Origin of the sequence: Devosia aurantiaca, from assembly GCF_011058215.1 — a bacterium.
Taxonomy (GTDB): domain Bacteria; phylum Pseudomonadota; class Alphaproteobacteria; order Rhizobiales; family Devosiaceae; genus Devosia; species Devosia aurantiaca.
Map to the genome: position 1 here is coordinate 797,999 of NZ_JAALFG010000001.1, position 25,050 is coordinate 823,048.

Below are 25,050 nucleotides of genomic sequence, written 5' to 3' on the forward strand. Positions count from 1 at the left end.
CTCCTCGTTCTGTGGTCCTTATTGTGTGGCCTCAGGCTGTTACGTCCGCAATCAGGCGCCTCCCTGCCACTCAACGATGCTGAACTAACTATTTCGTACATTCAAGGGCAAAATGCGGATGTCCGCGGTTTGACACGCCCAGGAGGCTGTTCAATGCCGCGCAAAGCCGGCTATCCCCGTTTCCCCCAGGTGCCGCCCTGATGGGCTTCCAGCAGGGGAGAGGCGCTGCCGCTGGTCCAGTTCGCCTTCATGTTCCTGCTGATCCTGTTTCCGGACCTGGTCACTGTTCCGGCGCAGTGGTTCCGATGAACCGCACTATTCTGACGACGGCGCTCCACGTTTAGACACGGAAACTATAGCCCTCGCACCAGTGCCTGCTTTTGTGCCGCGATGCGGAATGGCGCATTGGGCGCGCCATAGCCACTATAGCCACCCCGGCGTTCGACGATCTCGAAAAAGAACCCTTCGCCGAAACCCTGGCTGTAGAACTGGAAGAACTCGCCGCCCGCGTCGTCGCGATCATAAAAGATGCTGCCGGCCTTCAGCCGCTCGAGGAAATCGGCGTCGAGGCCGAAGCGGGCTTCGATGTCGTCGTAGTAGGTGTCGCTGACCTTGAGCACGTCGAGCTGCATGGCTTTCGAGGCGGCAAAGATGTCGCCGGTGGCAAAAGCCAGGTGCTGGATGCTGGAGCCGAACGTCTTGTTGACGAAGTGACCCGCCAGAGTGCGGCCGTTTTCAGCCCCGTTGAGTGTAAGCCGGAGATTGCCGCTCCGGTCTTCGATGACCTGGCTGCGAACAAGGCCGGAGGGATCGGGCACATCGACCAGGGTGCTTTTCTGCGTCGCAAAGATCGATCGATAGAACAGGACCCAGGTCAGCATCTCATCGTAGTTCATGGTCTGCGCCACGTGGTCGACACTCGTCAGCCCGGCGCCTTGGATGGCGATTGCCGGATCGATGTTGAATTCCTTCTCCCACACCCGACCCAGTTCCGGGCTGTCGTCGAGAAGATAGATCACCCCGCCGCCTACGCCGCGGATCGCCGGGATCTGCAGTTCTCCATCTCCCACCGGCTGGGTGAAGGGTGACGCCCCAAGGGCCGTGGCCCGCTCCATGGTGGCAAGGGCGTCTCCGACCTTGAGGCCGATGGCATAGGCCGAGGTGCCGTGAGCGACATAGCTTGAATAGGCGAGGCCGTCGTTTTCGGTATTGATGACGATATTGATGCGGCCCTGCCGGTAAAGCGATACGGCCTTGGAGCGATGCTTTCCTATAAGGATGAAACCCATGGCGGTCAGCATGCCGACAAGGTGGGCGGCCTCGGTCTCGTCGGCGGCGAACTCCACGAATTCGACCCGTTCGACCTCGATGCGCTCCGGCATTTCGGGCACCGTGATGGCAAGGTCGGGCTCGAGGCGCCGCACCTGGTCCATGAGATAAACCAGCGACCGGCGCCCATCGACGGAAATGGCGCGCGGCGAACCGCCCCGGAACTGGTCATTGAAGATCTCGAGCGATAGCGGCCCGGCATAACCGGTTGCCGCGACGGCGCGCATGAAATCGACCACCGGCAGATCGCCCTCGCCGGGCATGTTGCGGAAGTGGCGGCTCCAATAGAGCAGGTCCATGTCGATCAGCGGCGCATCGGCAAGCTGGACGATAAAGATCTTGTCTCCCGGAATGGCGCGGATCGAGCCGGGATCGAGTTTGCGCGACAAGGTGTGGAAGCTGTCGAGGATGATGCCGACGCTGCGGTGATCGGCCCGGCGCACGATTTCCCAGGCGTCGCGATGGTCGTTGACATGACGCCCCCATGCCAGCGCTTCAAAACCCACGCGGACGCCCGACTGCGCGGCAAGCTCGCCCAATTTCCGGAAGTCGGCCGCTGCCCGGTCGATGCCGCCCAGCGCCGCCGGCGAAACGTTGGAGCACACCAGCATCAGGTCGGTGCCCAGCTCGTTCATCAAGGCGAACTTGCGCTTGGCGCGCTCGAAGGCGCGGCTGCGCAGGGGCTCCGGCAAGCCCTCGAAATCGCGGAAGGGCTGGAACAGCGTAATGTCGAGCCCGATATCGGCGGCCATCTGCCGGACGTCGCGGGCACTGGCGCCAAAGGTCAGGAAGTCGTTCTCGAAAATCTCAACCCCGTCAAAACCCGCCGCGGCGATCGCGGTGAGCTTTTCGCTGAGGTCGCCGCTGATCGAAACCGTGGCGATCGAGGTCCTCATCCGGATCATCCTTATGATAACGAACTAGTTCGTACATTATGTGGACGAACGCATTGAATGGTCAAGCGAGACGTTGTCGAATGGAGTTAGCTCTGCGGCAGCTTTTCGCTGCGCACCACATGGCGAAGCACCATGTCGACAGCATGGCGGCGTAGCGAGTCTTGCGCCTCCGCGGTCCCTAGATCGCGACCAAAGAGCTTGGTGAAGCTTGCGCGATTGGACACGTTGAAAAAGCACAGCGCACTGATCTGCCAGTGCAGCTCCAGCGGGTCGAGCCCCGGTCGAAACGTCCCCTCGTCGACGCCGCGTTCATAAAGCGCTTCGATGGTTTTGATGGCGGTGCCGTTGAGCTGCCGGATCACTTTGGAGCGCTCGATATAATCGGCATGGTGGATGTTTTCGATCATCACCATGCGGATGAAATCCTCATGCTTGTGATGATGGTCGAAGGTAAATTCCACCAGCTGTTTCAACGCGTCGAGGGGCGGAAGCCCATCGACGTCGAGCTTGCTTTCGCCTTCGCGCACCAGTCGATAGGCATTTTCGAGCACGGCGAGGTAAAGCCCCTCCTTGTCGTTGAAATAGTAGTAGATCATGCGCTTCGAGGCACGGGTGCGGGCGGCGATCTCGTCGATTCGCGCACCGGACAGGCCATTGAGCGCGAATTCTTCGGTTGCGACCTCGATAATGTTCTGCCGCGTGCCCTCCGGATCCTGCGTGCGCACATTACCCTCGGATTTTCCTGCCTGAGACGCCACGCACCGCTCCTTCTCCTTCGCCCGGAGATTGACTAAACTAACCAGTTCGTACATTTATCCGCTGTTGCGGCCGTTCCATTAATGACGGGCAGGTGGCAATGACAAGATGTGAGCGCCATAAAGCGCTTCGTTACGGGGATGAGATCATCGTGGACGCAAGCAGGCTTGAGCGCGCGCATCGGCATCTGACCAGCCGGATCGAAGCCCGTCGCTTCGGCTCTGCCGCCACCCGCCAGGTTATCGTCGGGCTGGTCGGTCGCGGCATTCAGGCCTCGCGCACCCCGCGCATGCACGAGCTCGAGGGACAGCGGATCGGCTTCCCCTATGCATATGAACTCATCGATTTCGATGCCCTCGGGCTCGACGACAGCGACTTGCCGGACATTCTAGAACTGGCGCAGGCGCTCGGCTTTGTCGGGCTCAACGTCACCTATCCGTTCAAGCAGGCCGTCATCCCGCTGCTTGAACATCTGTCGCCGGAGGCGGACGGGATCGGCGCCGTCAACACGGTGGTCCTGGGGCAGGGGCAGCGTGTCGGTCACAATACCGATGCCTGGGGCTTTGCCGAAAGTTTCCGAGAAGGACTGCCGGGCGTTGATCTAGGGCACGTGGCGCAGTTCGGCGCCGGCGGGGCAGGGGCCGCGGTCAGCCATGCCCTGCTCACGCTGGGTGTCGAACGCCTCACCATCTGCGACACCGAGGCCGATCGGGCGCAAACGCTGGCGCAAAGGTTGTCCCAGCGCTTCGGCGACATTGTGTCCTTTAGGACAGACTCCTCCGGTGCGCTGGCCGGTGTCGCCGGCATCGTCAACACGACGCCCGTGGGAATGGATAAATTCCCGGGCCTCCCCTTTGACGCTCGATTGCTGCAACCCGACCTTTGGGTGGCGGAAGTCATCTATTTTCCGCCTGAAACCGCCTTGCTGCAGCAGGCGCGGGCCCTGGGATGCCGTACGCTGGCCGGCATGGGCATGGCGGTCTATCAGGCCGTCAAGGCCTTCGAACTTTTCACCGGCATCGCGCCGGACCGCTCGGCGATGACGGCCCATTTCCACGCCGCGGCTTAAAGCACGCGTCGCGGCTCGATGCGTCCGGACGCCAGCACATGCTCGATGCCCTTGTTGATGTGGGTGGCAAGGAGGCGCTGCCCCTCGGCCGCGTCGCGCGCGAGAGCGGCCTGCAGCAGCGCCAGATGGTCGTCGGCGACGGGCTTGCCGCGGAAGCTGCCGGCCAGCATGTGATAGCGCACGAAGCGATCGAACAGCGAGGAATGCACGTTCATCAAGGCCGGCGAACCGCAGGCCGAGATTAGCGATTCATGGAAATCGCGATCGTAGCGGATCCATTCAAGCGTGCGGTTGCTGTCGCCCACCAGCAGCCGCTTTTCGATGGCGGCGAGCTTGTGATGCGCCGACACGATGCGGCCTTCCCATTCGAGATCGCCCGCCGCAAAGGACAGCGCCAGCGCGTGATTTTCGAGGAGCAGCCGCAGGGCGCCCAAGTCGCGCAGGTCTTCGGCCGTCGCGGGCGCGACTTCGAAACCACGTTGCGGCTCGGCAATGACGAATGCCTCGCTGGACAGCCGCGTCAGGATTTCGCGCAGGGTGCCGACGCCCACGGAATATTGCTGTTTCAGCCGCTCAAGAGTTAGCTTGTCGCCCGGACGGAGCACGCCCTGGACGATGTCGTCGCGTACGCGCCGGAACGCCGCTTCACCAACGGTCTCACCATAAAGATCGGTCATCTATGTCCTCTTCACCAGATGATATCGAGATCATCGGATAAAAGCTATATTGACATACGAAGATGGCGGCCGCACTCTAGCGTCAGCTTCGGGCCCCGCATAATCATGCGTTGACATGTACGAACCGTTTCGTACAAAGTTGTGAAGCGCGTGGGCAACAAGACCCGCGGACTTTGGGAGTGCTCGCGATGCGAGCGAAGAGGGCTGCGCCCCATGAGGAGGATACCATGAATTTCCGTTTCGGCCGCCGGGCAGCTTTGCTTGGCACCGTTGCCCTGATGATGGCCGGCATCGTGCCCGGCTTTGCCCAGGACAAGCCTGTGCTGCGTTTTTCAGCCGTGTTCTCCGAGCAGGACATCCGCGCCGAGATGATGCAGCAATTCTCCGAGGCAATCTCGGACGACTTCACCGTCGAGCCCTATTTTGGAGGCAATCTCTTCAAGCAGGGCACCGAACTTGTGGCGCTGCAGCGCGGTAATTTGGAAATGGGCAATATCGCTCCGCAAGACATTTCCAACCAGATCCCAGAATGGTCTCTCTTGACCTCGGGCTATCTGTTCCGTGATGCCGCGCACCTGCGTGCATTCTTCGACAGCGAACTCGGTGCTCAGTACAAGCAGATGGCCGAAGATCAGCTCGGCGTCCGTATCTTGGGGCCGACCTATTTCGGCATTCGTCAGGTCGGTCTGCGCGGCGACAAGGAAATCAACACGCCCGCCGATATGGCCGGCGTCAAGCTGCGCATGCCGGGTGGCGATGCCTGGCAGTTCCTGGGCACGGCGCTCGGCGCCAATCCGACACCCATGGCTTATGCCGAGGTTTATACCGGCCTTCAGACCGGCGCGATCGACGGCCAGGACAATCCGCTGCCCAACGTCGAGAACATGAAGTTCTACGAAGTCATGGACCAGATCGTCCTGACCTCGCATCTGGTCGGCTATGATCTACTGGTCGTCTCCAAGACGGCGTGGGACGCCATGACGCCCGAACAGCAGACCGAAGTCCAGGCCGCAGCCGACGCTGCCATCGACTTCAGCCAGCAGGCCCATGTCGATCGCGAAGAAGAGCTGCTTGCCCAATTCGAAAGCGCTGGACTCAAGGTCTATGAACCAGATGTCGAGGCTTTCCGCGCCAATGCGCAGCAGATGTATCTCGAATCCGATCTTGCCGCCTCCTGGCCGGAAGGCATTCTCGAACAGATCGGCGCCCTCTAGGCTGATCCGACGCCGGCGCACCATGCTATGGTGCGCCGGGTTCTCGATGCCGGAGATATCCTCATGTTCGCTCGCCTGACCGACGTCGGTGCCTGGCTGCACCGTCGCGCCGAAAACATCCTTGCTGCCATGCTGGCGCTGATGTTTGCCGTCTTCATCCTGCAGATCGTTTTCCGTTACCTGCTCAATTTTCCGATCGGCTGGACGCATGAAATCAGCGTCATCTTATGGGTGTGGCTGGTCCTGTTCGGAACGGCGTTTGTCGTGCGCGACTACGAGGAAATCAGATTTGACCTCCTGTATGGTACGGCCGGCCCCCGGCTCTATCGAGCCATGGCAGTGGTGACGGCGATCATCGTCATCGCGCTCTTTGCCATCTCACTGCCGGCGGTGATCGACTACGTCCTCTTCATGAAGGTCGAGAAAACCGCCTATCTCAAGATCCGCTTCGACTACCTTTATATCATCTATCCTGTGTTTGCCGTGGCAGTGATCATCCGCCAGTTCTGGATCGGTTGTCGCGCCATTTGGGGCAAGACCGACAGGAATGCGGACCCCACCATAGTAACGTCGGGCGTATGATGCTTTCACTCCCATTCTCGCTGGCCCTGGGCATCATCATTGTCCTCGCTGTCCTCGGTCTGCCCATGGGGCTGGCCATGATTTCCGGTTCCATCATTTACCTGCTGATGCGCGGGCAGGACATGGGCATCGTCGCCGAGCAACTGCTCAACGGCATGTATTCCAACTACATCATGCTGGCCGTGCCGCTCTTTATCCTTGCGGCCGAAATCATGAATTCGGGTTCACTGTCCGAGCGCCTGCTCAAGTGGTGCGATGCGCTGGTCGGCCGTTTCCGTGGCGGGCTGGCACAGGTCAATGTACTGCAATCGATCGTCTTTGCCGGCATGTCCGGCTCCGCCGTGGCCGATGCCGCCGGCTCGGGCAAGATGATGCAATACATGATGACCAAGGACGGCAAATATACGCCGAGCTATGCCGCCGCCCTCACAGCGGTTACCGCGGTCATCGGTCCGATCATTCCGCCGTCCATCCCCATGGTGCTCTATGCCCTGATCTCGGACGCTTCCATTGGCTATCTGTTCCTCGCCGGCATCGTGCCTGGCCTGCTGATGGCCGGCGTCATGATGGTGCAGATCGCCGTCACCGCCCGCATGAAGAATTTCCCGGTGGAGCCACCCACGCCGCTGCGCAAAATCCCGCGCATGACCTGGGAAGCGCTGCCCGTGCTGCTGATGCCTGCCGTGCTGATGGTCGGCATCTATGGCGGCATCACCACCCCGACCGAGGCCGCCGCAATTGCCGCGCTTTATGCCCTTGTCGTCTCCGTCGTCATCTATCGCAGTGTCAGTGCGCGTGAATTCTACGCGTCCCTCCTGACCAGCGCCAAGACCACCGCCTCGATCGGCATGCTGATCGCCGGCGCGCTGGTGCTCAACTATGTGGTGACAATCGAAAACATTCCGCGCAGCCTCAGCGTTCTTCTGGTTGCCTGGGATCTCGATCCTCTGACCTTTCTGATCGCGGCCAATATCCTGCTGCTGATCCTGGGTTGTCTTCTTGAAGGCACGACGATCCTGCTCGTCATTGTTCCGATCCTGATCCCCACGGCACAGGCGCTCGGCATCGACATGGTCCATTTCGGCGTCGTGGTCGTTGTCAACATCATGCTGGGATTGATCACGCCGCCCTTCGGTCTCCTGCTCTTCATCATGACGCGGATATCGGGTTCCAACATGCGCGAACTGGTACGCGACGTGTTCCCCTTCCTCCTGGCGTTGCTCGCGGCATTGATGCTCTTCACCTTTGTGCCCGAAACCGTGCTCTGGCTGCCGCGCACCTTTGGCTACGGGGGCTGAGGACAGCAAAATGAAACCCATCTACGTGCTCAATGGTCCCAACCTCAACCGATTGGGAAAGCGCGAACCCCATATCTATGGCACTACTACGCTGGCGGAGGTTGAGGACCTCTGCCGGTCGGCGGCTGGTGACCATTCCATCGTCTTTCACCAGACCAACAGCGAAGAGCAGCTGATCAACTGGGTGCATGAGGCGATCGACGACGGCGCCGGGATCATCATCAATCCCGCAGCCTTCACTTTCACCTCGCTTGCACTGCTTGATTCCCTCAAGATGTTCGAAGGCCCGGTGATCGAGTTTCACATCTCCAATATCCATAAGCGCGAGCCGATCTATCATCGCTCCTATGTGTCGATGCGCGCCGATGTGGTCATGGCCGGTCTTGGCGCCAAAGGCTACGCGACGGCCGTGCGGGCGCTGCTGGACCTTGTGGAACAGCGGCAGGCCTGATCCCCTGCTTTCCGTGGCCATGAACCGTTATTGACGAGCCTGGCTTTGCACCGCCACCTGCCGCACCGCCTGCATGAAGGTGGTAGTGGCAAGGCTTGGCGTCGTGTCGGTGCGGGTGGTGAGCCCCACCGGGCCCAGGGTTTGGCTGGTATCGACCGGCAGCAGCACGAGGCGTCCCTCGGCGACCTCGTTGCTGACCACGCCTTCGGAAATGATCCAGATGGCGTCGGTCTGGCGAATATAGGCGTGACCAAAGGCGTTGGACACGGTTTCGATCTCGTCGCGCAGCTCTGAAACGCCACTGGCAAAGAAGATGCGCTGCACCACCGGATAAATGACGGAATCGGGTGTCGGCACCAGCAGCTGATAGGCCTCGATCATGGGCAGGTTGAAGCCGGTCCGGGCAAGGATCGGGTGGTTGGGGCGCACCGCCAGAACGATGCGCTCCGAATAAAGGTGTTCAAACGAAAGCCCCAGCATGGCCTCCGGTTCGGCCATGCGGCCGAGGACGATGTCGACATCGCCGGTTCGCAGCAGTGACAGCAGATAGCCGTTGGGGCCGGTGATGATGCGGGTGGTAGCGCCGGTTGCCTCGGCGGTGAAGTCGCGCACCGCTTCGGGCAGGATGCGGGCCGACACGGTGGGCAGGGCGCCGACGCGCACGATGGCGGTTTCCTTGGCTCCGCGTGCCGCATCGATCCCCTGGCGCAGGGCGGCAAGACTGGTCGAGGCATAGCGGAAAAACGTCTCGCCGAACGGGGTCAGCAGCCAGCCGGCGCCGGGAGCGGTCGAACAGCTGATTGCCAAGCAGCAGCTCAAGCTCCTGCACCGTCTTGGTCGCGGCGGGCTGGCTGATGCTCAGCGCCGCGGCCGCACCCGCCATGGAGCGCAGGCGGGCGACTTCCAGGAAACAGGCGATGTGACGGAGACGGATGCGAGGATCGATGATGCGGGTCATGGAGACGTGGTGCCTTGTCCTATAACTTGACGGTTATAATTGTCCATGGACATATCATTTTACAGCCACCCCGCCAGCACCCTAAAATCCAGGCATGAATTTTGCGCGGATCAATGGCAATGTGCTGCATTATCGCCTGAGCGGCCCCAACGGCGCGCCGGCTTTGGTGTTTGTCAATTCGCTTGGGACCGATGCCCGGATTTGGGAGGGGTGGTCGAGCGTTTCGATAACCGTTACCGATGCCTGAGCTATGACAAGCGCGGTCATGGCCTTAGCGATGCGCCAGCGGGAGAATATGCCCTCGACGATCATCTCGACGATCTTGCCGGCCTGCTCGACCATGCGGGCATCGAGCGCATGGTGCTGGTCGGGGTCTCCGTCGGGGGCCTGATCGCCCAGGGTTTCGCCCTGCGCGCGCCCGAACGGGTGGCGGGGCTCGTCCTGTGCTGCACCGCGCCACGAATGGGCGGTGCGGCGCTCTGGAGCGCCCGGATCGAAACGGCGCGGCGCGAGGGGCTCAAGCCAATGGCTAATGGTATCATGGAGCGCTGGTTCAGCCCCGCCTTCCGGCAGGAGCAGCCCGACGCGCTGGCCGGCTGGCGCAACCTGTTCCAGCACACCGATCCCGAGGGCTATGCCGCCACCTGCGCCACCTTGCGGGATGCCGATCTCTCCACGGCCATCGCCAGCATAGAGGCGCCGACCCTGGTGGTTGCCGGAAGCGAGGACAGGGCGGCGCCGCTTGATCTGGTGCGCAATTGCCTGGCAATTGCCGGCGCGCGTCTCGAAGTGCTCGAGGGCGTGGGTCATATCCCATCAATCGAGCAGCCGGAGCGATTGGCCGGGTTGATCGATGGCTTAATCGAAAGGGCCGCTCATGGCTGAGACTTTGTTTGAAACCGGAATGGCGACGCGCCGCTCGGTGCTGGGCGACGCTCATGTCGATGCCGCCACCGCGCGCAAGACCGCGTTCGACGAGGACTTCCAGACCTTTATCACCCAGGGCGCCTGGGGCTCAGTCTGGTCGCGGCCGGGCCTGAGCAAGCGCGAACGCTCCATGCTGACCCTGGCGCTGCTCGCCGCCCTGGGTCACGAGGAAGAATTTGCCATGCATGTGCGCGCCACCGCCAATACCGGGGCCACCGCCGAGGACATCAAGGAATTGCTGCTGCATGTGGCCGTCTATGCCGGGGTGCCGGCGGCCAATGGCGCGTTTCGGATCGCCAGGCAGGAACTGGCCAGGCGCGAGGAGGCTGGGCAATGAGCGGCATCATTCTTCCCGGCGCCGATGGGCAGCTGTTCCAGCGCGATCGCGCCTGGCATCCGGCCGCGGATACGCCGGGCTATAAATCGACCACCTTTCGCGCCCCGAGGCACAGTCTTCTGGCGCTGGGGCCGACCAGGTCCGAAATGAGCGGGCCCACCTTCGGGCACGAAACCTTCGGCCCGCTCGATAACGACCTGATCCGCAACTACAGCCAGGACGGCACCGACGCCATCGGGCAGCGCATGGTGGTTTATGGGCAGGTGCTGGATGAAAACGCCCGGCCGGTAACCAATACACTGGTGGAATACTGGCAGGCCAATGCCGGTGGCCGCTATCGCCACAAAAAGGAAGGCTATCTGGCCGCGCTTGATCCGAACTTTGGTGGTTTCGGGCGTTCGCTGACCGACAAAAACGGGTTCTATTCGTTCCGCACCGTCAAGCCCGGCGCCTATCCCTGGCCCAATGGCGGCAATGACTGGCGGCCGGCCCATATCCATTTTTCCGTGTTCGGCCATGCCTTCGCGCAGCGGCTGATCACCCAGATGTATTTCGAGGGCGACCCGATGATCTGGCAATGCCCGATCGTCGCGACCATCCCCGACAAGGCCGCCATCGACCAGCTCACGGCGCGGCTCGATCGCCACAATACGGTGCCGATGGATGCGCTGACCTATCGCTTCGATATCGTGTTGCGTGGCCGCCGCTCGACCATGTTCGAAAACAAGCTGGAGGGGAACTGATGCTGCACCCGACCCCGACCCTCAAGGAAACCCCGTCGCAGACGGCGGGCCCATACGTCCATATCGGCATGACGCCGAACTTTTGTGAAATCACCGGCGTCTGCGATGTCGATCTGGGGCTGACCATGCTGGCCGACGATACGGCGGGCGAACGGATCACGCTGACCGGTCGCGTGATCGACGGCGCCGGATCGCCGGTGGGCGATGCCGTGATCGAAATCTGGCAGGCGCAGTCGGATGGAACCTTCGCCGGGCCCCGGACGCGCGAGCAGGGACATGGTTTCACCGGCTGGGGTCGCCAGCCGACGCAGCCGGACGGCACCTACCGTTTCGATACCGTCAAGCCGGGTCCGGTCGACGGGCCCAACGGCCGCAAACAGGCGCCGCATGTGTCGCTCTGGATCGTGGCGCGCGGCATTAATATCGGCCTCCAGACCCGGCTTTATTTCGCCGACGAAGCAGAAGCCAACGCCACCGATTTCGTCCTCAACAAGATCATGGATCCGCGCCGACGCGAAACCCTGATCGCCCGCAAGGACGAGGGCGGACGCTATGTGATGGACATCGTGCTGCAGGGCGAAGGCGAAACGGTGTTTTTCGATATTTGAGTGCTGTCACTGACGATGAGGTATGCGCCTCCCTCCCCCTTGAGGGGAGGGACCGAGGGTGGGGTGGTTGAGTGGGCCACCGATGGACCCCCACCCCCAACCCCTCCCCTCATGGGGGAGGGAGCCGTAGCCGGTTGGTGTTTTAAAAATGGACGACCAATGACCCTTCTCTCCGCCCTCACCGGCGATTCCGAAATCGAGGCCGTGCTTTCCGACGCGGCGCAGCTGGGCGGAATGCTCCAGTTCGAGCGGGCGCTGGCTGAGGCCAGTGCCGAGGCGGGCTGGATTTCCCAAGAAGCCGCCACCGCGATCGGCGTGGCGCTGGATGGTTTCGAGCCGGACTGGGCCGCGCTCGAGGCGGGCATGGCGCAGGATGGCGTCGTGGTGCCGACGCTGGTCAGGCAATTGCGGGCAGCAGTTGCCGAGCCGCATCGGGCGGCGCTGCATCGCGGCGCCACCAGCCAGGACGTCATCGATACCGCGCTAATGTTGCAGCTCGCGCAGACCTTCGACCTTTACGAACGCCGTCTCGGGGCGCTGCTCGACCGGCTCGAAACCCTGCGCCGCGATTGGGCAGGCGTGCCGCTCATGGCGCATACCCGGATGCAGGTGGCGCTGCCCACGACATGGAACGCCAAGCTGATGAGTTGGGCGGAGCCGCTGAAGCGCCATCTGCGCAGCCTCCTGGCGATGCGACAGGGCCTGCTGGTGGTGCAGCTGGGCGGGCCGGTGGGCGACCGCGCCAGTTTCGAGGGGCATGGCGATGCGATCGCTGCGGGCATGGCGCGACGGCTCGATCTCGGCGTGGCGGAGCCCTGGCAGGCGACGCGCGATCCGATCGTGGCCCTGGGCGGCCTGCTGGCGCTGATCGGCGGCTCGCTGGGCAAGATCGGCGCGGACGTAACGCTTTTGGCGCAGAACGAAGTGGGCGCGCTGCTCCTCATGGGCGGCGGCGGATCCTCGGCCATGGCGCACAAGTCCAACCCGGTCAATGCCGAGGTGCTGGTGGCGCTGGCACGGCTCAATGCCGGGCTGTCAGGCACGCTGGCTCAGGCGTTGGTGCATGAAAACGAGCGATCGGGCGCGGCCTGGACGCTGGAATGGCTGGTGCTGCCACAGATGCTGGTGGCGACCGGCGCAAGTTTGATTCTCGCCGACCGGCTGCTTGCGCAGCTGCGGCTGGGCGAAACAAAGGACAAGTCCGATGGATAAGACAGTGTCCGGTCTGGCGGCCGCGGTGGCCGGGATCGAGGACGGCATGGTGCTGATGGTGGGCGGATTTGGCGGCTCCGGCGCGCCGATCGAGCTCATCCATGCCTTGATCGACCGTTTCAAGGCGACGGGCGGCCCGAAAAACCTGACCGTGGTCAACAACAATGCCGGCAATGGCCGCATCGGCATTGCCGCGATGATCGATGCCGGCATGGTCGCCAAGATGGTGTGCTCGTTTCCGCGCTCGGCCGATCCGCGGGCCTTCACCGAAAAGTACCTTGCCGGCGAGATCGCGCTCGAACTGGTGCCGCAGGGCACGCTGGCCGAGCGTATCCGGGCCGGTGGGGCGGGGATCCCGGCATTCTATACGCCGGCGAGCTATGGCACCGATGTTGCCGCAGGCAAGCCGGTAGCCGAGTTTGAGGGCCGCCATTACGTGCAGGAGCGCTGGCTCAAGGCCGATGCGGCGCTGCTCAAGGCAGAGCTGGCGGACACCATGGGCAATTGCACCTATCGCAAGGCGGCGCGCAATTTTTCGCCCCTGATGGCGGCGGCGGCCAAGCTCACCATCGTGCAGGCTGCGCGCATTGTGGAGCCGGGGGAGATCGATCCCGAACAGGTGGTGACGCCGGGTATTTTCGTCAACCGCGTCGTCGAGGTTGCCGATGCGAAACAGGAAGAGGCGCTGATGCGCGACGGGGTGGCCTACGCATGAGCGAGAAACTCTCCAACGCGCAGATCGCCTGGCGCGCGGCGCAGGATATCGAGGACGGCGCCTATGTGAACCTAGGGATCGGCTTTCCCGAAATGGTGGCAAAGTTCCAGCCGCCGGGTCGGCAGGCGATCTTTCACACCGAAAACGGCGTGCTCAATTTCGGCGAGGCGCCGCCGGCGGGCGAGGAGGACTGGGACCTCATCAATGCCGGCAAGAAGGCGATCACCCTCAAGCCGGGCGCCGCATTTTTCCACCATGCCGATAGCTTTTGCCATGGTGCGCGGCGGGCATCTCGATGTGGCGATCCTTGGCACCTATGAAGTGGCCGAGACCGGCGATCTCGCCAATTGGTCGACCGGGCCGAAGGGCGTGCCGGCGGTGGGCGGGGCGATGGATCTGGTGCATGGCGCCAAGCGCGTCGCCGTTATCACCGATCATGTGACCAAGGACGGCAAGCCCAAACTGGTCAAGCGCTGTTCGCTGCCGTTGACCGGGGTAGCTTGCGTGACGCGGGTCTATACCAGCCTTGCCGTGCTCGACATCGAAGGTGGACGCTTCGTGCTGCGCGAAAAACTGCCATCGATGAGCGTCGAGCAATTGCAGGCGGTGACCGGGGCAGAACTGGTATTGCCTGATCAAATCGGCGACCTGGTCGCCCCGGAGGTTTGAGATGACCGAGGTTTTCATCTGCGATTATATACGCACCCCCATCGGCCGCTTCGGCGGGGCATTGAGTTCCGTGCGACCGGATGATCTTGGCGCCATAGCGCTCAGGGCGCTGATGGCGCGCAATGGCGGGGTGGATTGGGAAGCGGTGGACGACGTGATCTTTGGCTGCGCCAACCAGGCTGGCGAGGACAACCGTAATGTGGCGCGCATGAGCGCGCTTCTGGCGGGTCTGCCGGTCGGGGTAACGGGCATGACGATCAACCGGCTTTGCGGCTCGGGCATGGATTCGGTGATCACCGCCACGCGGGCGATCCGGTCGGGCGAGGCGGATCTGATGCTCGCGGGGGCACGGAGTCCATGTCGCGTGCACCCTTCGTCATGCCAAAGGCGGAAACGGCGTTCTCGCGCCATGCCGAAATTCACGACACCACCATTGGCTGGCGCTTCGTCAATCCGCTGATGGACAAGCTCCACGGCACCGATTCCATGCCGCAGACCGGTGAAAACGTGGCGCAGGACTATGGCATCAGCCGCGAAGCGCAGGACGCCTTTGCCGTGCGCAGCCGGGAGAAGGCCGTCGCCGCGCAAGTGAATGGCCGGCTGGCGCGCGAAATCACGCCAGTCAGCATCGCGCAGCGCAAGGGCGATGCGATCATCGTCGACAGGGACGAGCATCCGCGCGCCGGCACGACGGTGGAAACGCTGGCAAAACTTAAACCGCTGTTTCCGAACGGCACGGTGACGGCGGGCAATGCTTCGGGCGTCAACGACGGCGCTGCGGCGCTGATCATCGCTTCCGAAGCCGCCGCCAGGCGCCATGGGCTGACCCCGATTGCCCGCATTCTTGGCGGCGCCACTGCCGGCGTGCCGCCGCGCATCATGGGCATGGGCCCGGCGCCGGCAACGCAAAAGCTCTTGGCGCGGCTGGGTTTGACTGAAGCCGATTTCGACGTCATCGAACTAAACGAAGCGTTCGCTAGCCAGGGTCTCGCCACACTCCGCCGACTCGGCATTGCCGACGAAGATGCGCGCGTTAACCGCAACGGCGGCGCGATTGCTTTGGGTCATCCTCTTGGCATGTCAGGCGCCCGAATTACGGGTACCGCCGCACTGGAGCTGTCTTTGACCGGCGGCAAGCGCTCCCTCTCGACCATGTGTATCGGCGTGGGGCAGGGGATCGCGATGGCCTTGGAGAGGGTGTGAACTCGGGGGCTGAGGCTCCATAGCTTCCAGTCCGCTTCCCACCCCCAAGGTGCCGGTCAGCAGCCGACCGTTCATTATCAATGAAGGCTTGTTTCAGCATGGCCGAAAGCATCCATAGAGTGAGGGATCAGTACCTCAGCTCAGCTACAGAATGAACCGACGCCTCACCCTAACCGCTCTACTCGTAGCTGACTACGATGAAGCAATTCGCTTTTATGTAGATCTGCTTGGCTTCACACTCGAGCAAGATATCCGGATCTCGGATGAAAAGCGTTGGGTTGTAGTGACGCCTTCAAGCACTTCCACTGGGCTCCTTCTAGCCAAAGCCGCTAATGGTCGGCAGAAGGCTGCCATTGGTGAGCAAAGCGGAGGCCAAGTATTCCTTTTCCTTGAAACCGATGATTTTGAGCGCGATTACGCATCTTACCGCGAAAGAGGGGTGCGCTTTGTTGAAGAGCCCCGACATGAGGCATACGGTACGGTTGCTGTATTTGAGGACCTTTACAGCAACCGATGGGACCTGATCGGACCAGTTGCGGACAATGGTTCAACAAAGTAGTTGCCCACAGTACTGAGCGTCTTCCGACCCAACAGTGGCCATTACAGCTCAGTGCGGACCCTACTGGAATCTGCCATCATCCACTAACGATGAACTCCTTCTTGGCCGCCTAGGTTCTATCACTGTTGCCATGCCGGTTAACGGGTATTGGTCGGCGCTCGGCCGGCTTAAGCGCTGCCGCCAGGCGAACGGCCGCAGCTCCGACCCAGTCCGTCCAATGGTCATAGTTGCGGAAAATGGCGTAATTTTACGCTCAACTGATGTGCCGATCTGTTGGTGACCTTTTCCCTCGTGAAGTTCCTTACGCATCATCCGGGTGCAAACGGCAGTGCCGTTCCCGGTAAGAGGGTTTGCGTAAACCCAGGAGAGCTGCCGCTGCGGCAACCCTGAAGCCTGTCGCACAGGGGTGATGACCAGCCAACGGAGACTGCAGATGAGCGACGTTGAATCTGACGCAAACTTGGAAGCCGACGCCCATGCGTCCATCACGATCGGTAAACCGGCTGCGGACCTGCACGCCCTGTGGCTGCGCCCCGAAACCCAGAGCCGCATCTGGGCGCACTTTGCTGACGTCAGGGTGGTAGGTGACCGAACGGCCGAGTGGGTCGCCAAGGGTCCGGCTGGAGGCGAGTACCGATGGCAGACGCTGACGAAGGCGAACAGCCCCAACGAGCTCAGCTGGTCGACCCTCGATAAGGCCGACGTGGCAAACCAGGGCGTGCTGACGATGCGGCCGGCGCCGGGAGATCGCGGGACGGAGCTTTATCTCGATGTCCGGTTCGACCCTCCCGGCGGGATCGTTGGCAAGGCTATCAGCAAGATGTTTCACATCGTCCCCCGCGAGATTGTCCGCACCGCCTTGTACCGCTTTCGCGCCTTGGCACTCACCGGCGAGATTGCCCGCACAGACCCCCAACCTGCCGGCCGCAATGGCGGAACGGACCATTAGGAGAAAATCAAATGCGAGCATTGTGCTGGAATGGGGTCAACGACCTTCGCGTCGAGACCGTGTCCGATCCGGAAATCATCAACCCAAGCGACGTGATCCTCAAGGTTCGGCTGTCGACAACCTGCGGTTCGGACCTGCATCTGATCGATGGGCTGATACCCACGATGCGCGAGGGCGACGTCTTGGGTCATGAATTCATGGGCGAAATTGTCGACGTCGGACGTGAGGTGACGAAGGTCAAGCGAGGCGATCGGGTCGTGGTGCCCTCCTTTATCTCCTGCGGGAAGTGTTGGTACTGCCAACACGACCTCTATTCGCTATGCGATACCACCCATCCAAAGCCGGAATTGCAGGAGCCGCTGCTGGGCTACCCGACGGCAGGCATCTATGCCTACTCACACGCCTTCGGAGGCTATTCCGGTGCGCATGCCGAGTATGTGCGCGTGCCCTTTGCCGATACGGATTGCTTCCTGGTCCCGGATGGAGTGGCGGACGACGCAGCCCTGTTCATTTCCGACGCGGCGCCAACTGGTTTCATGGGCGCAGATTTTTGCAACATTCATCAGGGCGACGTCATCGCGGTGTGGGGCTGCGGCGGCGTCGGCTTGATGGCGCAGCAGGGCGCCATGATCCTAGGCGCAGAGCGCGTGATTGCCATCGACAAATATCCCGAACGCCTTGCCCAGGCCGAGGCATTCGGCGCCATTCCGCTCGACTTCACCAAGGTCGATGTCATTGAAGCCTTGCAAGAACTCACGGGAGGCCGTGGTCCCGATGCATGCATTGATGCTGTGGGAATGGAGGCGGACGGCACCGGCGTTCAGAAGGTCTATGATGGAGTGAAGCAAGCACTGCACCTGGAGACCGATCGTGGGGCAGCGCTGCGACAGGCCATGCTGGCGGTACGCAAGGGTGGGACACTGTCAATCCTTGGTGTCTACGGTGTGATGGATAAATTCCCGCTCGGTTTGATCATGAACAAGGGCATCACGGTGCGGACGGCCCAGCAGCACGGGCAGGCTTATGTGGACCGCCTGCTGGAATACACGCAACGCGGCGAGCTCACCCCAGCAGCCCTGGCCACCCATCGCTTTTCGCTAGAGGACAGTCCGAAGGGGTACCACATGTTCAAGCACAAGGAGGATGGCTGCCTCAGGTCAGTCTTTGTGCCGTAGCAATATGACCAACACCCTTTGAGATGCCAAGCGGGCGAAAACCGCCCGTCAGCAACCCACCTACCGGCCATTCACGTTGTTGGCAGCTCTACCCAAAGTTGCCTTGGCACGCCGAGAACACAAAAGTAGTTGGAAGGCGATCGGTCGCATCACTCTGCGAAGCGGATGAATGGCTTCAGTATCTTCACTCGAGCGACTTACGATGATCTCCCGTGGGGTCACCCAGGTCTCGCCTTCCGTATCCACTATGTTGAAGATAGCAGCAGCGTTGTCGCCCATGTTGGGCGGTTCTGAAGGCTCTGGCGACACAGCGATATACCGTTGACCTTAGCAGACCCGGTGCAATGCCCTTCCAGCACGTAAAGTTACCTAGGTATCGCCCGCATAGCCCTGTCTCATTAACGCATTGAGAATGGGATGGAAGATGCAGCGGCGCCCGGTCCAACGCATCCTAACTCTAGTCGAGGAGACCATTATGAGAGCAGTTGTCTACAACGGCCCCCGCGACGTGGCGGTACAAAATGTGACCGACGCGACAATCGAGAAGCCGACCGACGTGCTGGTCAAGATCACGAGTACCAACATTTGTGGCTCCGACCTACACATGTACGAGGGGCGAACCGACTTCAAACCCGGTAGCGTGTTTGGACACGAGAATCTCGGACAGGTCGTCGAGGTGGGCAACGCAGTGGACCGGATCGAGGTCGGCGACTGGGTCGCGATCCCTTTCAATATCGGTTGCGGGTTCTGCAAGAACTGCGAGCGCGGTCTCAGCGCATATTGCCTTACGACCGCCGATAAGAGCGTCATGCCGAACATGGCAGGCGCCGCTTACGGATTTGCTGACATGGGGCCGTATCGCGGTGGGCAGGCGGATCTGCTGCGGGTGCCCTATGGGGACTACAACTGCCTAAAACTGCCGCCCGATGCCGAGGAGCGGCAGAACGACTATGTCATGCTGGCAGATATTTTCCCGACAGGCTGGCACTGTACCGAACTTGCGGGTCTCCGGCCTGGGGAATCGGTGGTCATCTATGGAGCGGGGCCGGTGGGTCTGATGGCCGCCCATTCAGCAATGATCAAGGGCGCCAGCCAAGTCATGGTGGTGGATCGCCATCCGGATCGACTAAAGCTGGCCGCCTCGATCGGGGCTGTGACCATTGACGACTCCAAGGCTTCGCCAGTGGATCAGGTGATGGAACTCACAATGGGCGTCGGCGCGGACCGGGGCTGCGAATGTGTCGGATACCAAGCCCATGACCCTGATGGCGAAGAACATCCGGATATGACCATGAACGACTTGGTGAAGTCGGTGAAGTTCACGGGTGGCATTGGGGTTGTGGGGGTTTACGTGCCGCAGGACCCGGGAGCTCAGGACCCGCTCTACCAGGAGGGGCAGATCGCTTTTGACCACGGACTGTTCTGGTTCAAAGGCCAAAGCATCGGCACCGGTCAATGCAATGTCAAAGCGTACAACCGTCAGCTGCGCGACCTCATTTCCAATGGCCGAGCGAAGCCGTCCTTCATTGTGTCCCATGAGCTGTCGCTGAACGAGGCGCCCGACGCGTACCAGCACTTCGATGCGCGCGATGACGGGTGGACCAAGGTGGTCCTCAAGACCGCCCATTAACCAAGCTGGCGGGTGAGGCGCCGTCTTCGGCGTGATCCCGCCCCTCCTGAACTTTACCCACTCATGGAGAAAACATGCCCAATTGATTACGCCTGTTCAGACTGCGGTCCATTTACCGCGATGCGCGCAATGGCAGAGTTCCTGGCGCCAATAGCCTGCCCTGACTGTGGCGCAGCAGCGTCCCGAACCTTCGGCAGGGCGCCGGCGATAGCTGGCCTGAGTGGTGTCCAGCGACCCGCTGCCTTTGCTGGGATCGACATCATCGGCCAAGGCTCCCCGAAAGCGGCTCATCCAGCCGGTTGCGGGTGTTGTGCGCGTCGCGCGCCCCTCCCCGGTGCCTTGGCAAACTCAGGCCGGGTTTTCGCGTCAAGCGGTCCGCGTGCTCCTAGCGGACGATGAGTGCCGCCAGGGGTTGCGAGAAACGCCAGGGGTTCAAACCGAATGTCATTACGATGCAAGGAGACCTACCATGGTAACCAAGGCGCTGTACGTCCGTTTTCAAGCTAAGCCGGGCCGGGAAGGCGATGTCGAAAGTTTCCTGCGCGGCGGCCTGCCCATAGTCGATCAGGAGCCGGCCACGACAGCCTGGTTCGCCATCCGCATGGGCCCGTCGACCTTCGGCATTTTCGATGCCTTTCCCGACGAAACGGGTCGGCAGGCGCACCTCGCCGGCGACGTCGCAAAGGCCCTCAAGGAGAAGGCGTCCGAGCTGTTTTCGGAGCCGCCAGCCATCGAGAAAATCGACGTCCTGGCTGCCAAACTCCCCGGATAGCGGTCGATCAAACTCTTTCCGATTAAAGGAGCATAACTATGACTGACCTCAACGGGTTGAAGATCGCTATCCTCGTGACCGATGGGTTCGAACAGGTCGAACTGACCGAGCCGCGCAAGGCACTCGACGATGCGGGGGCTGAGACATTTATCGTCTCACCCAAGGACAAGCAGGTGCGCGGCTGGAAGTTCACGGAATGGGGCGACCAGTTGCCTGTCGACATACCGCTCGACGGAGCAAAGCCCGATCAGTTCGATGCGCTTTTATTGCCGGGCGGTGTCATCAATCCGGATGAGCTGAGAATTGACCAGCAAGCGGTCGCTTTCGTTAAAGCCTTCTTCGATGCCGGCAAACCGGTCGCCTCCATATGCCACGGTCCCTGGACACTGATCGAAGCGGGCGCTGCCGGCGGTCGGCGCCTGACGTCCTGGCCATCGCTCAAGACCGATCTGAAGAATGCGGGGGCGGACTGGGTCGATGAGGAAGCCGTCGTTGATGGGGTACTCGTTACAAGCCGCAAACCCGACGATATCCCAGCCTTCAACCGCGAATTCATCAAGGTGCTGAGCACCGGTGGGTCATCCAGACAGGCGGCGACCGAATGAGAACCGACGACAATTCAGCACCCAGGCCGACATCGGTCTCCCAATCTGATCGAATGGAAAGCGGCCTTTCGGAGCTGCACCGCGCGGGGTGTCAGTCATCGGGCAGGGGACCTGGTATATCGATGACGCCCATCGGCCCTCCGCGGTTGCCGCGCTCCGCCGCGGCCTCGATCTTGGCATGAGCCATATCGACACTGCTGAGATGTATGGCGATGCCGAGATCGTGGTGGGAGAAGCGATCAGGGGACGGCGTGACGAGGTTTTCCTCGTGTCGAAGGTTTTGCCCAGCAATGCATCGCGAGAGGGGACGGTTATTGCCTGCGAGCGTTCGCTCAAGCGACTCGGGACCGACAGGCTCGATTGCTATCTTCTCCACTGGCGCGGGTCTTACCCCTTGAAGAGACCTTTGAGAGCTTCGAGCGGCTGCGCGAGGCGGGCAAGATCCTTTCCTGGGCGTAAGCAATTTTGATGTGCCTGATCTCGAGGACGCATGGAATGCCGGCGGCGATGGGAAGATTGCCTGTAACCAGGTTCTCTACCATCTGGGCGAGCGGGCCATAGAGCACGCCGTGCTGCCTTGGTGCGAAGAGCGAGACGTCGCAGTCGTCGCCTATAGCCCTCTCGGCCATGGCCGCTTCCCAGGCCCGCACACGCTGGGTGGTCGCGTCCTGACGGAGATCGCCGAAAACCATGGCGCCACCGCGCGCCAGGTAGCGCTACGGTTCCTCACGCGACGCGAGCCCCTTTTGCAATCCCAAAGGCGTCCAGCCCTGAACACGCTGCCGACAATGCTGGTGCATGTGCCCTGCAACTAACAGGCGCAGAACTCGATCGGATTGACGCCGCTTTCCCAATTGGTCCCACGCCGCGTCAGCTGCCGATGCTTTAGGCCAATGACCAGCAATCGGAGGACAATGAAATGGCTGAGCACTCTAGCGGAAAAACCCTTGGCGCAGAACGCGGGCTTGGCCGCTTTGAAGGGTTTAGCGATGCAGTCTTTGCAATTGCGTTGACCTTGCTGATCGTCGAGATCAAGGTTCCAGGGTCACCAGAGGGGCCTGCAAGTTTTGCAAGCTTAACTGATGCGATAGCAGAGCAATGGCGCGAGCATCTCGCTCTCTTTGTTTGTTACGGCGTTATCGGCGCCTACTGGCTGCAGCACCACTACTCCGGCAGAATCTTTGCCAAAAGTGATCACGGCTTGAGCGCGGCCAATCTCCTGTTCCTGCTGGCAATCGTCGTTGTGCCGTATCCGATCCGCATTTGGTGTTTTCACATCGGCACCGAATTTGAGTCCAGTGCCTCGGTGATCCTCGTTAGCGGCCTGGCCCTGACCGCGTGTACCTGGATGATCAAGTGGTTCTATGGAATGTCCGGCGGACGACGGGTTATGGACCAACGGCTGGACCCAGGTTTCCTCAAGCAGATGATGCGTCGCTATGGCTTTGCAACGCTGATCCAAATTGCTTCCATTCCAGTGACTGCCGTAGCGCCACGCGTCGGCGTTGCTCTCTGTCTCCTGTGCGGGGCATGGTTCCTCCTGCCGCAGCCCAAACCTCGCTACAGACCAGGGCGGGAGCCAAATGCAGCTACGACCTAAGAAGAGTAGCTACAGAATGTTTGCTCCGATCGGCGCCTTTGTGCAGTCAACGGGCACGCACGAGCTGCCTCAATTTAGCCCGAGCTAATTGTATGGTCCGCTTTTCGACGAGCTCAGCAGGGAAAGCCGACGATCCGCTTTCCACCCCGTTTTTGACGTAGCGGCGACCTAAGCTGACCGGCAGCTCTCGGGCAATGCAAAATGCGGTCTGAGCGGCTGGACTGGGCGCGTTGCCGACGAACAAACGCTTAGCTAAAGCCGGCTAGCATCATGGCGATGCGCTTACGGACAGCGGGAGCGTGGCCGACTGTGGAAAGAATGGTGTCACGGAGCCAATGCAGCGCGGGCGAGCGAAGCGTAGCGATACGAGTAAGCCGGTCGGTTCGCTCCAGCACCTGTTTGGCAACGGCGCGCCGTTCCATAGCGTAGGCGTCCAGCGCGTCCTTGTTGCCGTTGAGGCAAGCTGCCAGCGCTGTGGCCAAGGCTTCGGCGTCGCGCAGGCCCAGGTTCATGCCCTGACCACCGGCCGGGCTGTGCACGTGGGCGGCGTCGCCGACCAAGAGAAAGGGTCCGGCGTGGAAGCGGTCGGCCAGCTTGTGGTGGACCTGGAAGCGCGACCCCCACAGCACCTTATTCACGCGGGCGCCACTGGTGGGGCCACGCTGGTCGATGACGCGCTGGACGTCGGCAACGGTGGGAGTGGATGGCGCATCGGCCAGTTGGGCGACCACCCGGTACCGCTGGCGGCTCATCGGGGCGACGACCAGGGTGCCTTGGGCGGCAAAGAAAAGACCTATCTCGTGCTGGCCGATGGGCCAATCCATGTGGACGTCAGCCAGCATGAAGGAGCCGTAGGTGGAGCCCGGAAAGGTAATGCCCGCTTGGGCACGGACAAAGCTTTTTCGCCGTCGGCACCAACGACGAAGCGTGCCAGAAGGCTGTGTTGCTCGCCTAGCTGGTCGAGAGTGGCTAGTACGCCGTCAGCGCGCTGATCCAGCTGCGTGAGACGGGCGGGCCTTAGGATGTCGTGGCCCATCTCCTGCAACCGCGCGGCGAGGATGGCTTCAGTTTCGTCCTGGGGGATCATCAGGGCAAAGGGACTTCCGCCACCGAGGACGGAAAAGTTGACTTCCAGCACCACCCGATCGCCGTCGCGGACACGGAAATCAGGTGCCTTTATGCCCTGCGCGATCAGGCTGTCGGCGACGCCAAGGCGGCCAAGCGTTTGGAGGGTTGCCGCATGGATAACGGCGGCGCGGGAGGTGTTCTGCGCTGCTGGCAAGGCATCGACGATGCGAAATGCCACCCCTGCCTGGGCAAGGCCTAGAGCCGTGGCAAGGCCTGCGGGACCGGCGCCGACAATCAATACATCCGTTTGCTCGGTCATGGCTTCACCCTCCGCATGTAAACGCTTGATTACATTTACCGCGGCTCATAAGTCAACAGGGGTTTACATGGAGGCTATGATGCGGGACGCGATAGCGACTCAAGAGCGGTTGTTGCTGGCGGCGCGCCGCCGCTTTGCCGACCAGGGTTTCGAGCTGACCACGGTCCGCGAGATCGCCGATGATGCGGGGGTTAATGTCGCCCTGATCAGCCGCTATTTCGGTGGCAAGGAAGACCTTTTTGCGCGAGCGGTGGCGATCGACCTGCAACTGCCCGATCTCAGCGCAGTGCCGCAGGAGCAGATCGGGGCGCGCCTAGTGGAGCACTTCTTTCGCCGCTGGGAAGGCGAGCCAGCAGACGACCTGCTGCGCGTGCTGGTGCGGACGGCAGCGACCCATCCGGCGGCAGCGGCGCGCGTTGCCGACATATTTGACAGCCAGGTACGGCCGCTGGTGGCCATGCTGGCGGGCGATGGGGAAGCGGCGCAACGGGCCAGCCTTGTGGCAACGCAGGTGCTGGGGCTGGCCTATTGCCGCTATGTGCTGAGCTTGAAATCGAACGAGCTGACGCGGGCGTCAACGCATCGCATGATCGGAGAAACAATCCAGCGCTACCTGTTCGCGCCGCTCGCAGCTTAATCTCTCTGGGTGATACACATTCTAGGGCTGCACCTTCGCGACCCTGGTAAAGTTACAGAGCACTTTAACCCTATAACAAAGAAACCGGCAGC

The 25,050-nt window shown here is 61.7% G+C and carries 24 protein-coding genes and 5 pseudogenes; 23 read left to right on the forward strand and 6 right to left on the reverse strand.

The window, feature by feature from the left end; translation table 11 throughout:
* Nucleotides 1-353: 353 nt before the first annotated feature.
* Both G5575_RS04170 and G5575_RS04175 read right to left on the reverse strand, forming a co-directional pair.
* Nucleotides 354-2,225, reverse strand: coding sequence for a bifunctional sugar phosphate isomerase/epimerase/4-hydroxyphenylpyruvate dioxygenase family protein (locus G5575_RS04170; protein WP_164533217.1), 1,872 nt, complete (start codon nt 2,223-2,225; stop codon nt 354-356).
* Between the two features lie 86 nt (nt 2,226-2,311).
* Nucleotides 2,312-2,983: a TetR/AcrR family transcriptional regulator gene (locus G5575_RS04175; RefSeq protein ID WP_328765828.1), complete on the reverse strand. Its 672-nt coding sequence runs from the start codon at nt 2,981-2,983 to the stop codon at nt 2,312-2,314.
* 197 nt (nt 2,984-3,180) lie between these two features.
* Here G5575_RS04175 and G5575_RS04180 point away from each other — a divergent pair, with 197 nt between their 5' ends.
* Complete coding sequence (locus G5575_RS04180) at nt 3,181-4,050, forward strand: shikimate dehydrogenase (protein WP_328765904.1); 870 nt, start codon at nt 3,181-3,183, stop codon at nt 4,048-4,050.
* Here the strand turns inward: G5575_RS04180 and G5575_RS04185 are convergent.
* Nucleotides 4,047-4,727 carry a GntR family transcriptional regulator gene (locus tag G5575_RS04185; RefSeq protein WP_164533219.1) on the reverse strand — a complete coding sequence of 227 codons (681 nt, stop codon included), beginning with the start codon at nt 4,725-4,727 and terminating at the stop codon, nt 4,047-4,049. The genes G5575_RS04180 and G5575_RS04185 overlap by 4 nt on opposite strands.
* Before the next feature lie 227 nt (nt 4,728-4,954).
* Between G5575_RS04185 and dctP the strand changes: the two genes are divergently transcribed.
* From dctP to G5575_RS04205, 4 genes are all read left to right on the forward strand, one after another.
* Nucleotides 4,955-5,941, forward strand: coding sequence for a TRAP transporter substrate-binding protein DctP (gene dctP / locus G5575_RS04190; protein ID WP_164533220.1), 987 nt, complete (start codon nt 4,955-4,957; stop codon nt 5,939-5,941).
* Between the two features lie 63 nt (nt 5,942-6,004).
* The gene (locus tag G5575_RS04195; RefSeq protein WP_164533221.1) at nt 6,005-6,523 is read left to right on the forward strand and encodes a TRAP transporter small permease; all 519 of its coding nucleotides are present in this window, start codon (nt 6,005-6,007) and stop codon (nt 6,521-6,523) included.
* On the forward strand, nt 6,520-7,821 hold the full coding sequence (locus tag G5575_RS04200) for a TRAP transporter large permease (RefSeq protein WP_164533222.1): 1,302 nt from the start codon (nt 6,520-6,522) through the stop codon (nt 7,819-7,821). Before G5575_RS04195 ends, G5575_RS04200 begins: the two co-directional genes overlap by 4 nt.
* Nucleotides 7,822-7,831: 10 nt before the next feature.
* Entirely contained in the window at nt 7,832-8,272 is a 441-nt protein-coding gene (locus G5575_RS04205) for a type II 3-dehydroquinate dehydratase (protein WP_164533223.1), read from the forward strand.
* Between the two features lie 27 nt (nt 8,273-8,299).
* Here G5575_RS04205 and G5575_RS04210 read toward each other — a convergent pair whose 3' ends face one another.
* Nucleotides 8,300-9,079 (reverse strand): LysR substrate-binding domain-containing protein, encoded by a 780-nt coding sequence (locus G5575_RS04210; protein ID WP_407924838.1) that lies wholly within the window; start codon nt 9,077-9,079, stop codon nt 8,300-8,302.
* A gap of 22 nt (nt 9,080-9,101) precedes the next feature.
* A pseudogene (locus G5575_RS22090) lies at nt 9,102-9,230 on the reverse strand (LysR family transcriptional regulator); the annotation flags it as partial.
* A 210-nt stretch (nt 9,231-9,440) separates the two neighbouring features.
* Between G5575_RS22090 and G5575_RS04215 the strand changes: the two are divergent.
* The 17 genes and pseudogenes from G5575_RS04215 (at nt 9,441) to G5575_RS04295 (ending at nt 22,934) form a co-directional block, all read left to right on the forward strand.
* A complete protein-coding gene (locus tag G5575_RS04215; protein ID WP_328765829.1) occupies nt 9,441-10,115 on the forward strand; it encodes an alpha/beta fold hydrolase in 675 nt (224 codons plus the stop codon).
* Complete coding sequence (gene pcaC / locus G5575_RS04220) at nt 10,108-10,494, forward strand: 4-carboxymuconolactone decarboxylase (protein WP_164533224.1); 387 nt, start codon at nt 10,108-10,110, stop codon at nt 10,492-10,494. Before G5575_RS04215 ends, pcaC begins: the two co-directional genes overlap by 8 nt.
* The gene (pcaH, locus tag G5575_RS04225) at nt 10,491-11,237 is read left to right on the forward strand and encodes a protocatechuate 3,4-dioxygenase subunit beta (protein WP_164533225.1); all 747 of its coding nucleotides are present in this window, start codon (nt 10,491-10,493) and stop codon (nt 11,235-11,237) included. The genes pcaC and pcaH overlap by 4 nt, the downstream gene beginning before the upstream one ends.
* Nucleotides 11,237-11,845, forward strand: a complete 609-nt coding sequence (gene pcaG / locus G5575_RS04230) for a protocatechuate 3,4-dioxygenase subunit alpha (RefSeq protein ID WP_164533226.1) — start codon at nt 11,237-11,239, stop codon at nt 11,843-11,845. The genes pcaH and pcaG overlap by 1 nt, the downstream gene beginning before the upstream one ends.
* Before the next feature lie 159 nt (nt 11,846-12,004).
* On the forward strand, nt 12,005-13,057 hold the full coding sequence (locus G5575_RS04235) for a 3-carboxy-cis,cis-muconate cycloisomerase (RefSeq protein ID WP_164533227.1): 1,053 nt from the start codon (nt 12,005-12,007) through the stop codon (nt 13,055-13,057).
* A complete protein-coding gene (locus G5575_RS04240) occupies nt 13,050-13,772 on the forward strand; it encodes a 3-oxoacid CoA-transferase subunit A (RefSeq protein ID WP_164533228.1) in 723 nt (240 codons plus the stop codon). Before G5575_RS04235 ends, G5575_RS04240 begins: the two co-directional genes overlap by 8 nt.
* Nucleotides 13,769-14,441: pseudogene (locus tag G5575_RS04245) on the forward strand (3-oxoacid CoA-transferase subunit B). The gene G5575_RS04240 and the pseudogene G5575_RS04245 overlap by 4 nt, the downstream one beginning before the upstream one ends.
* A gap of 1 nt (nt 14,442) precedes the next feature.
* A pseudogene (pcaF, locus tag G5575_RS04250) lies at nt 14,443-15,644 on the forward strand (3-oxoadipyl-CoA thiolase).
* A gap of 151 nt (nt 15,645-15,795) precedes the next feature.
* Complete coding sequence (locus G5575_RS04255) at nt 15,796-16,203, forward strand: VOC family protein (protein WP_164533229.1); 408 nt, start codon at nt 15,796-15,798, stop codon at nt 16,201-16,203.
* Between the two features lie 433 nt (nt 16,204-16,636).
* Entirely contained in the window at nt 16,637-17,152 is a 516-nt protein-coding gene (locus G5575_RS04260; RefSeq protein ID WP_164533230.1) for an SRPBCC family protein, read from the forward strand.
* Nucleotides 17,153-17,163: 11 nt separating this feature from the next.
* Nucleotides 17,164-18,327, forward strand: a complete 1,164-nt coding sequence (locus G5575_RS04265; protein ID WP_164533231.1) for a zinc-dependent alcohol dehydrogenase — start codon at nt 17,164-17,166, stop codon at nt 18,325-18,327.
* A gap of 475 nt (nt 18,328-18,802) precedes the next feature.
* Nucleotides 18,803-19,957: a glutathione-independent formaldehyde dehydrogenase gene (locus G5575_RS04270; RefSeq protein ID WP_164533232.1), complete on the forward strand. Its 1,155-nt coding sequence runs from the start codon at nt 18,803-18,805 to the stop codon at nt 19,955-19,957.
* 63 nt (nt 19,958-20,020) lie between these two features.
* A complete protein-coding gene (locus tag G5575_RS04275) occupies nt 20,021-20,356 on the forward strand; it encodes a zinc ribbon domain-containing protein (RefSeq protein WP_164533233.1) in 336 nt (111 codons plus the stop codon).
* Between the two features lie 70 nt (nt 20,357-20,426).
* Nucleotides 20,427-20,729, forward strand: a complete 303-nt coding sequence (locus G5575_RS04280) for a putative quinol monooxygenase (RefSeq protein ID WP_164533234.1) — start codon at nt 20,427-20,429, stop codon at nt 20,727-20,729.
* A gap of 38 nt (nt 20,730-20,767) precedes the next feature.
* The gene (locus G5575_RS04285) at nt 20,768-21,334 is read left to right on the forward strand and encodes a type 1 glutamine amidotransferase domain-containing protein (protein ID WP_164533235.1); all 567 of its coding nucleotides are present in this window, start codon (nt 20,768-20,770) and stop codon (nt 21,332-21,334) included.
* Between the two features lie 88 nt (nt 21,335-21,422).
* A pseudogene (locus G5575_RS04290) lies at nt 21,423-22,223 on the forward strand (aldo/keto reductase).
* Between the two features lie 30 nt (nt 22,224-22,253).
* On the forward strand, nt 22,254-22,934 hold the full coding sequence (locus tag G5575_RS04295) for a TMEM175 family protein (protein WP_164533236.1): 681 nt from the start codon (nt 22,254-22,256) through the stop codon (nt 22,932-22,934).
* A 248-nt stretch (nt 22,935-23,182) separates the two neighbouring features.
* On the opposite strand, the pseudogene G5575_RS22095 reads toward G5575_RS04295, so the two are convergent.
* Nucleotides 23,183-24,321: pseudogene (locus G5575_RS22095) on the reverse strand (FAD-dependent oxidoreductase).
* Between the two features lie 79 nt (nt 24,322-24,400).
* Between G5575_RS22095 and G5575_RS04305 the strand changes: the two are divergent.
* Entirely contained in the window at nt 24,401-24,958 is a 558-nt protein-coding gene (locus G5575_RS04305) for a TetR/AcrR family transcriptional regulator (protein ID WP_164533237.1), read from the forward strand.
* The last annotated feature ends 92 nt before the right edge of the window (nt 24,959-25,050 follow it).

Excerpts from the sequence above, each read along its gene's own strand:
- G5575_RS04170 (WP_164533217.1), bottom strand. The coding sequence starts at position 2,225 with ATGAGGACCTCGATCGCCACGGTTTCGATCAGCGGCGACCTCAGCGAA.
- G5575_RS04185 (WP_164533219.1), bottom strand. The coding sequence starts at position 4,727 with ATGACCGATCTTTATGGTGAGACCGTTGGTGAAGCGGCGTTCCGGCGC.
- dctP (WP_164533220.1), top strand. The coding sequence starts at position 4,955 with ATGAATTTCCGTTTCGGCCGCCGGGCAGCTTTGCTTGGCACCGTTGCC.
- G5575_RS04195 (WP_164533221.1), top strand. The coding sequence starts at position 6,005 with ATGTTCGCTCGCCTGACCGACGTCGGTGCCTGGCTGCACCGTCGCGCC.
- G5575_RS04200 (WP_164533222.1), top strand. The coding sequence starts at position 6,520 with ATGATGCTTTCACTCCCATTCTCGCTGGCCCTGGGCATCATCATTGTC.
- G5575_RS04205 (WP_164533223.1), top strand. The coding sequence starts at position 7,832 with ATGAAACCCATCTACGTGCTCAATGGTCCCAACCTCAACCGATTGGGA.
- pcaC (WP_164533224.1), top strand. The coding sequence starts at position 10,108 with ATGGCTGAGACTTTGTTTGAAACCGGAATGGCGACGCGCCGCTCGGTG.
- pcaH (WP_164533225.1), top strand. The coding sequence starts at position 10,491 with ATGAGCGGCATCATTCTTCCCGGCGCCGATGGGCAGCTGTTCCAGCGC.
- pcaG (WP_164533226.1), top strand. The coding sequence starts at position 11,237 with ATGCTGCACCCGACCCCGACCCTCAAGGAAACCCCGTCGCAGACGGCG.
- G5575_RS04235 (WP_164533227.1), top strand. The coding sequence starts at position 12,005 with ATGACCCTTCTCTCCGCCCTCACCGGCGATTCCGAAATCGAGGCCGTG.
- G5575_RS04240 (WP_164533228.1), top strand. The coding sequence starts at position 13,050 with ATGGATAAGACAGTGTCCGGTCTGGCGGCCGCGGTGGCCGGGATCGAG.
- G5575_RS04255 (WP_164533229.1), top strand. The coding sequence starts at position 15,796 with ATGAACCGACGCCTCACCCTAACCGCTCTACTCGTAGCTGACTACGAT.
- G5575_RS04260 (WP_164533230.1), top strand. The coding sequence starts at position 16,637 with ATGAGCGACGTTGAATCTGACGCAAACTTGGAAGCCGACGCCCATGCG.
- G5575_RS04265 (WP_164533231.1), top strand. The coding sequence starts at position 17,164 with ATGCGAGCATTGTGCTGGAATGGGGTCAACGACCTTCGCGTCGAGACC.
- G5575_RS04270 (WP_164533232.1), top strand. The coding sequence starts at position 18,803 with ATGAGAGCAGTTGTCTACAACGGCCCCCGCGACGTGGCGGTACAAAAT.
- G5575_RS04275 (WP_164533233.1), top strand. The coding sequence starts at position 20,021 with ATGGAGAAAACATGCCCAATTGATTACGCCTGTTCAGACTGCGGTCCA.
- G5575_RS04280 (WP_164533234.1), top strand. The coding sequence starts at position 20,427 with ATGGTAACCAAGGCGCTGTACGTCCGTTTTCAAGCTAAGCCGGGCCGG.
- G5575_RS04285 (WP_164533235.1), top strand. The coding sequence starts at position 20,768 with ATGACTGACCTCAACGGGTTGAAGATCGCTATCCTCGTGACCGATGGG.
- G5575_RS04295 (WP_164533236.1), top strand. The coding sequence starts at position 22,254 with ATGGCTGAGCACTCTAGCGGAAAAACCCTTGGCGCAGAACGCGGGCTT.
- G5575_RS04305 (WP_164533237.1), top strand. The coding sequence starts at position 24,401 with ATGCGGGACGCGATAGCGACTCAAGAGCGGTTGTTGCTGGCGGCGCGC.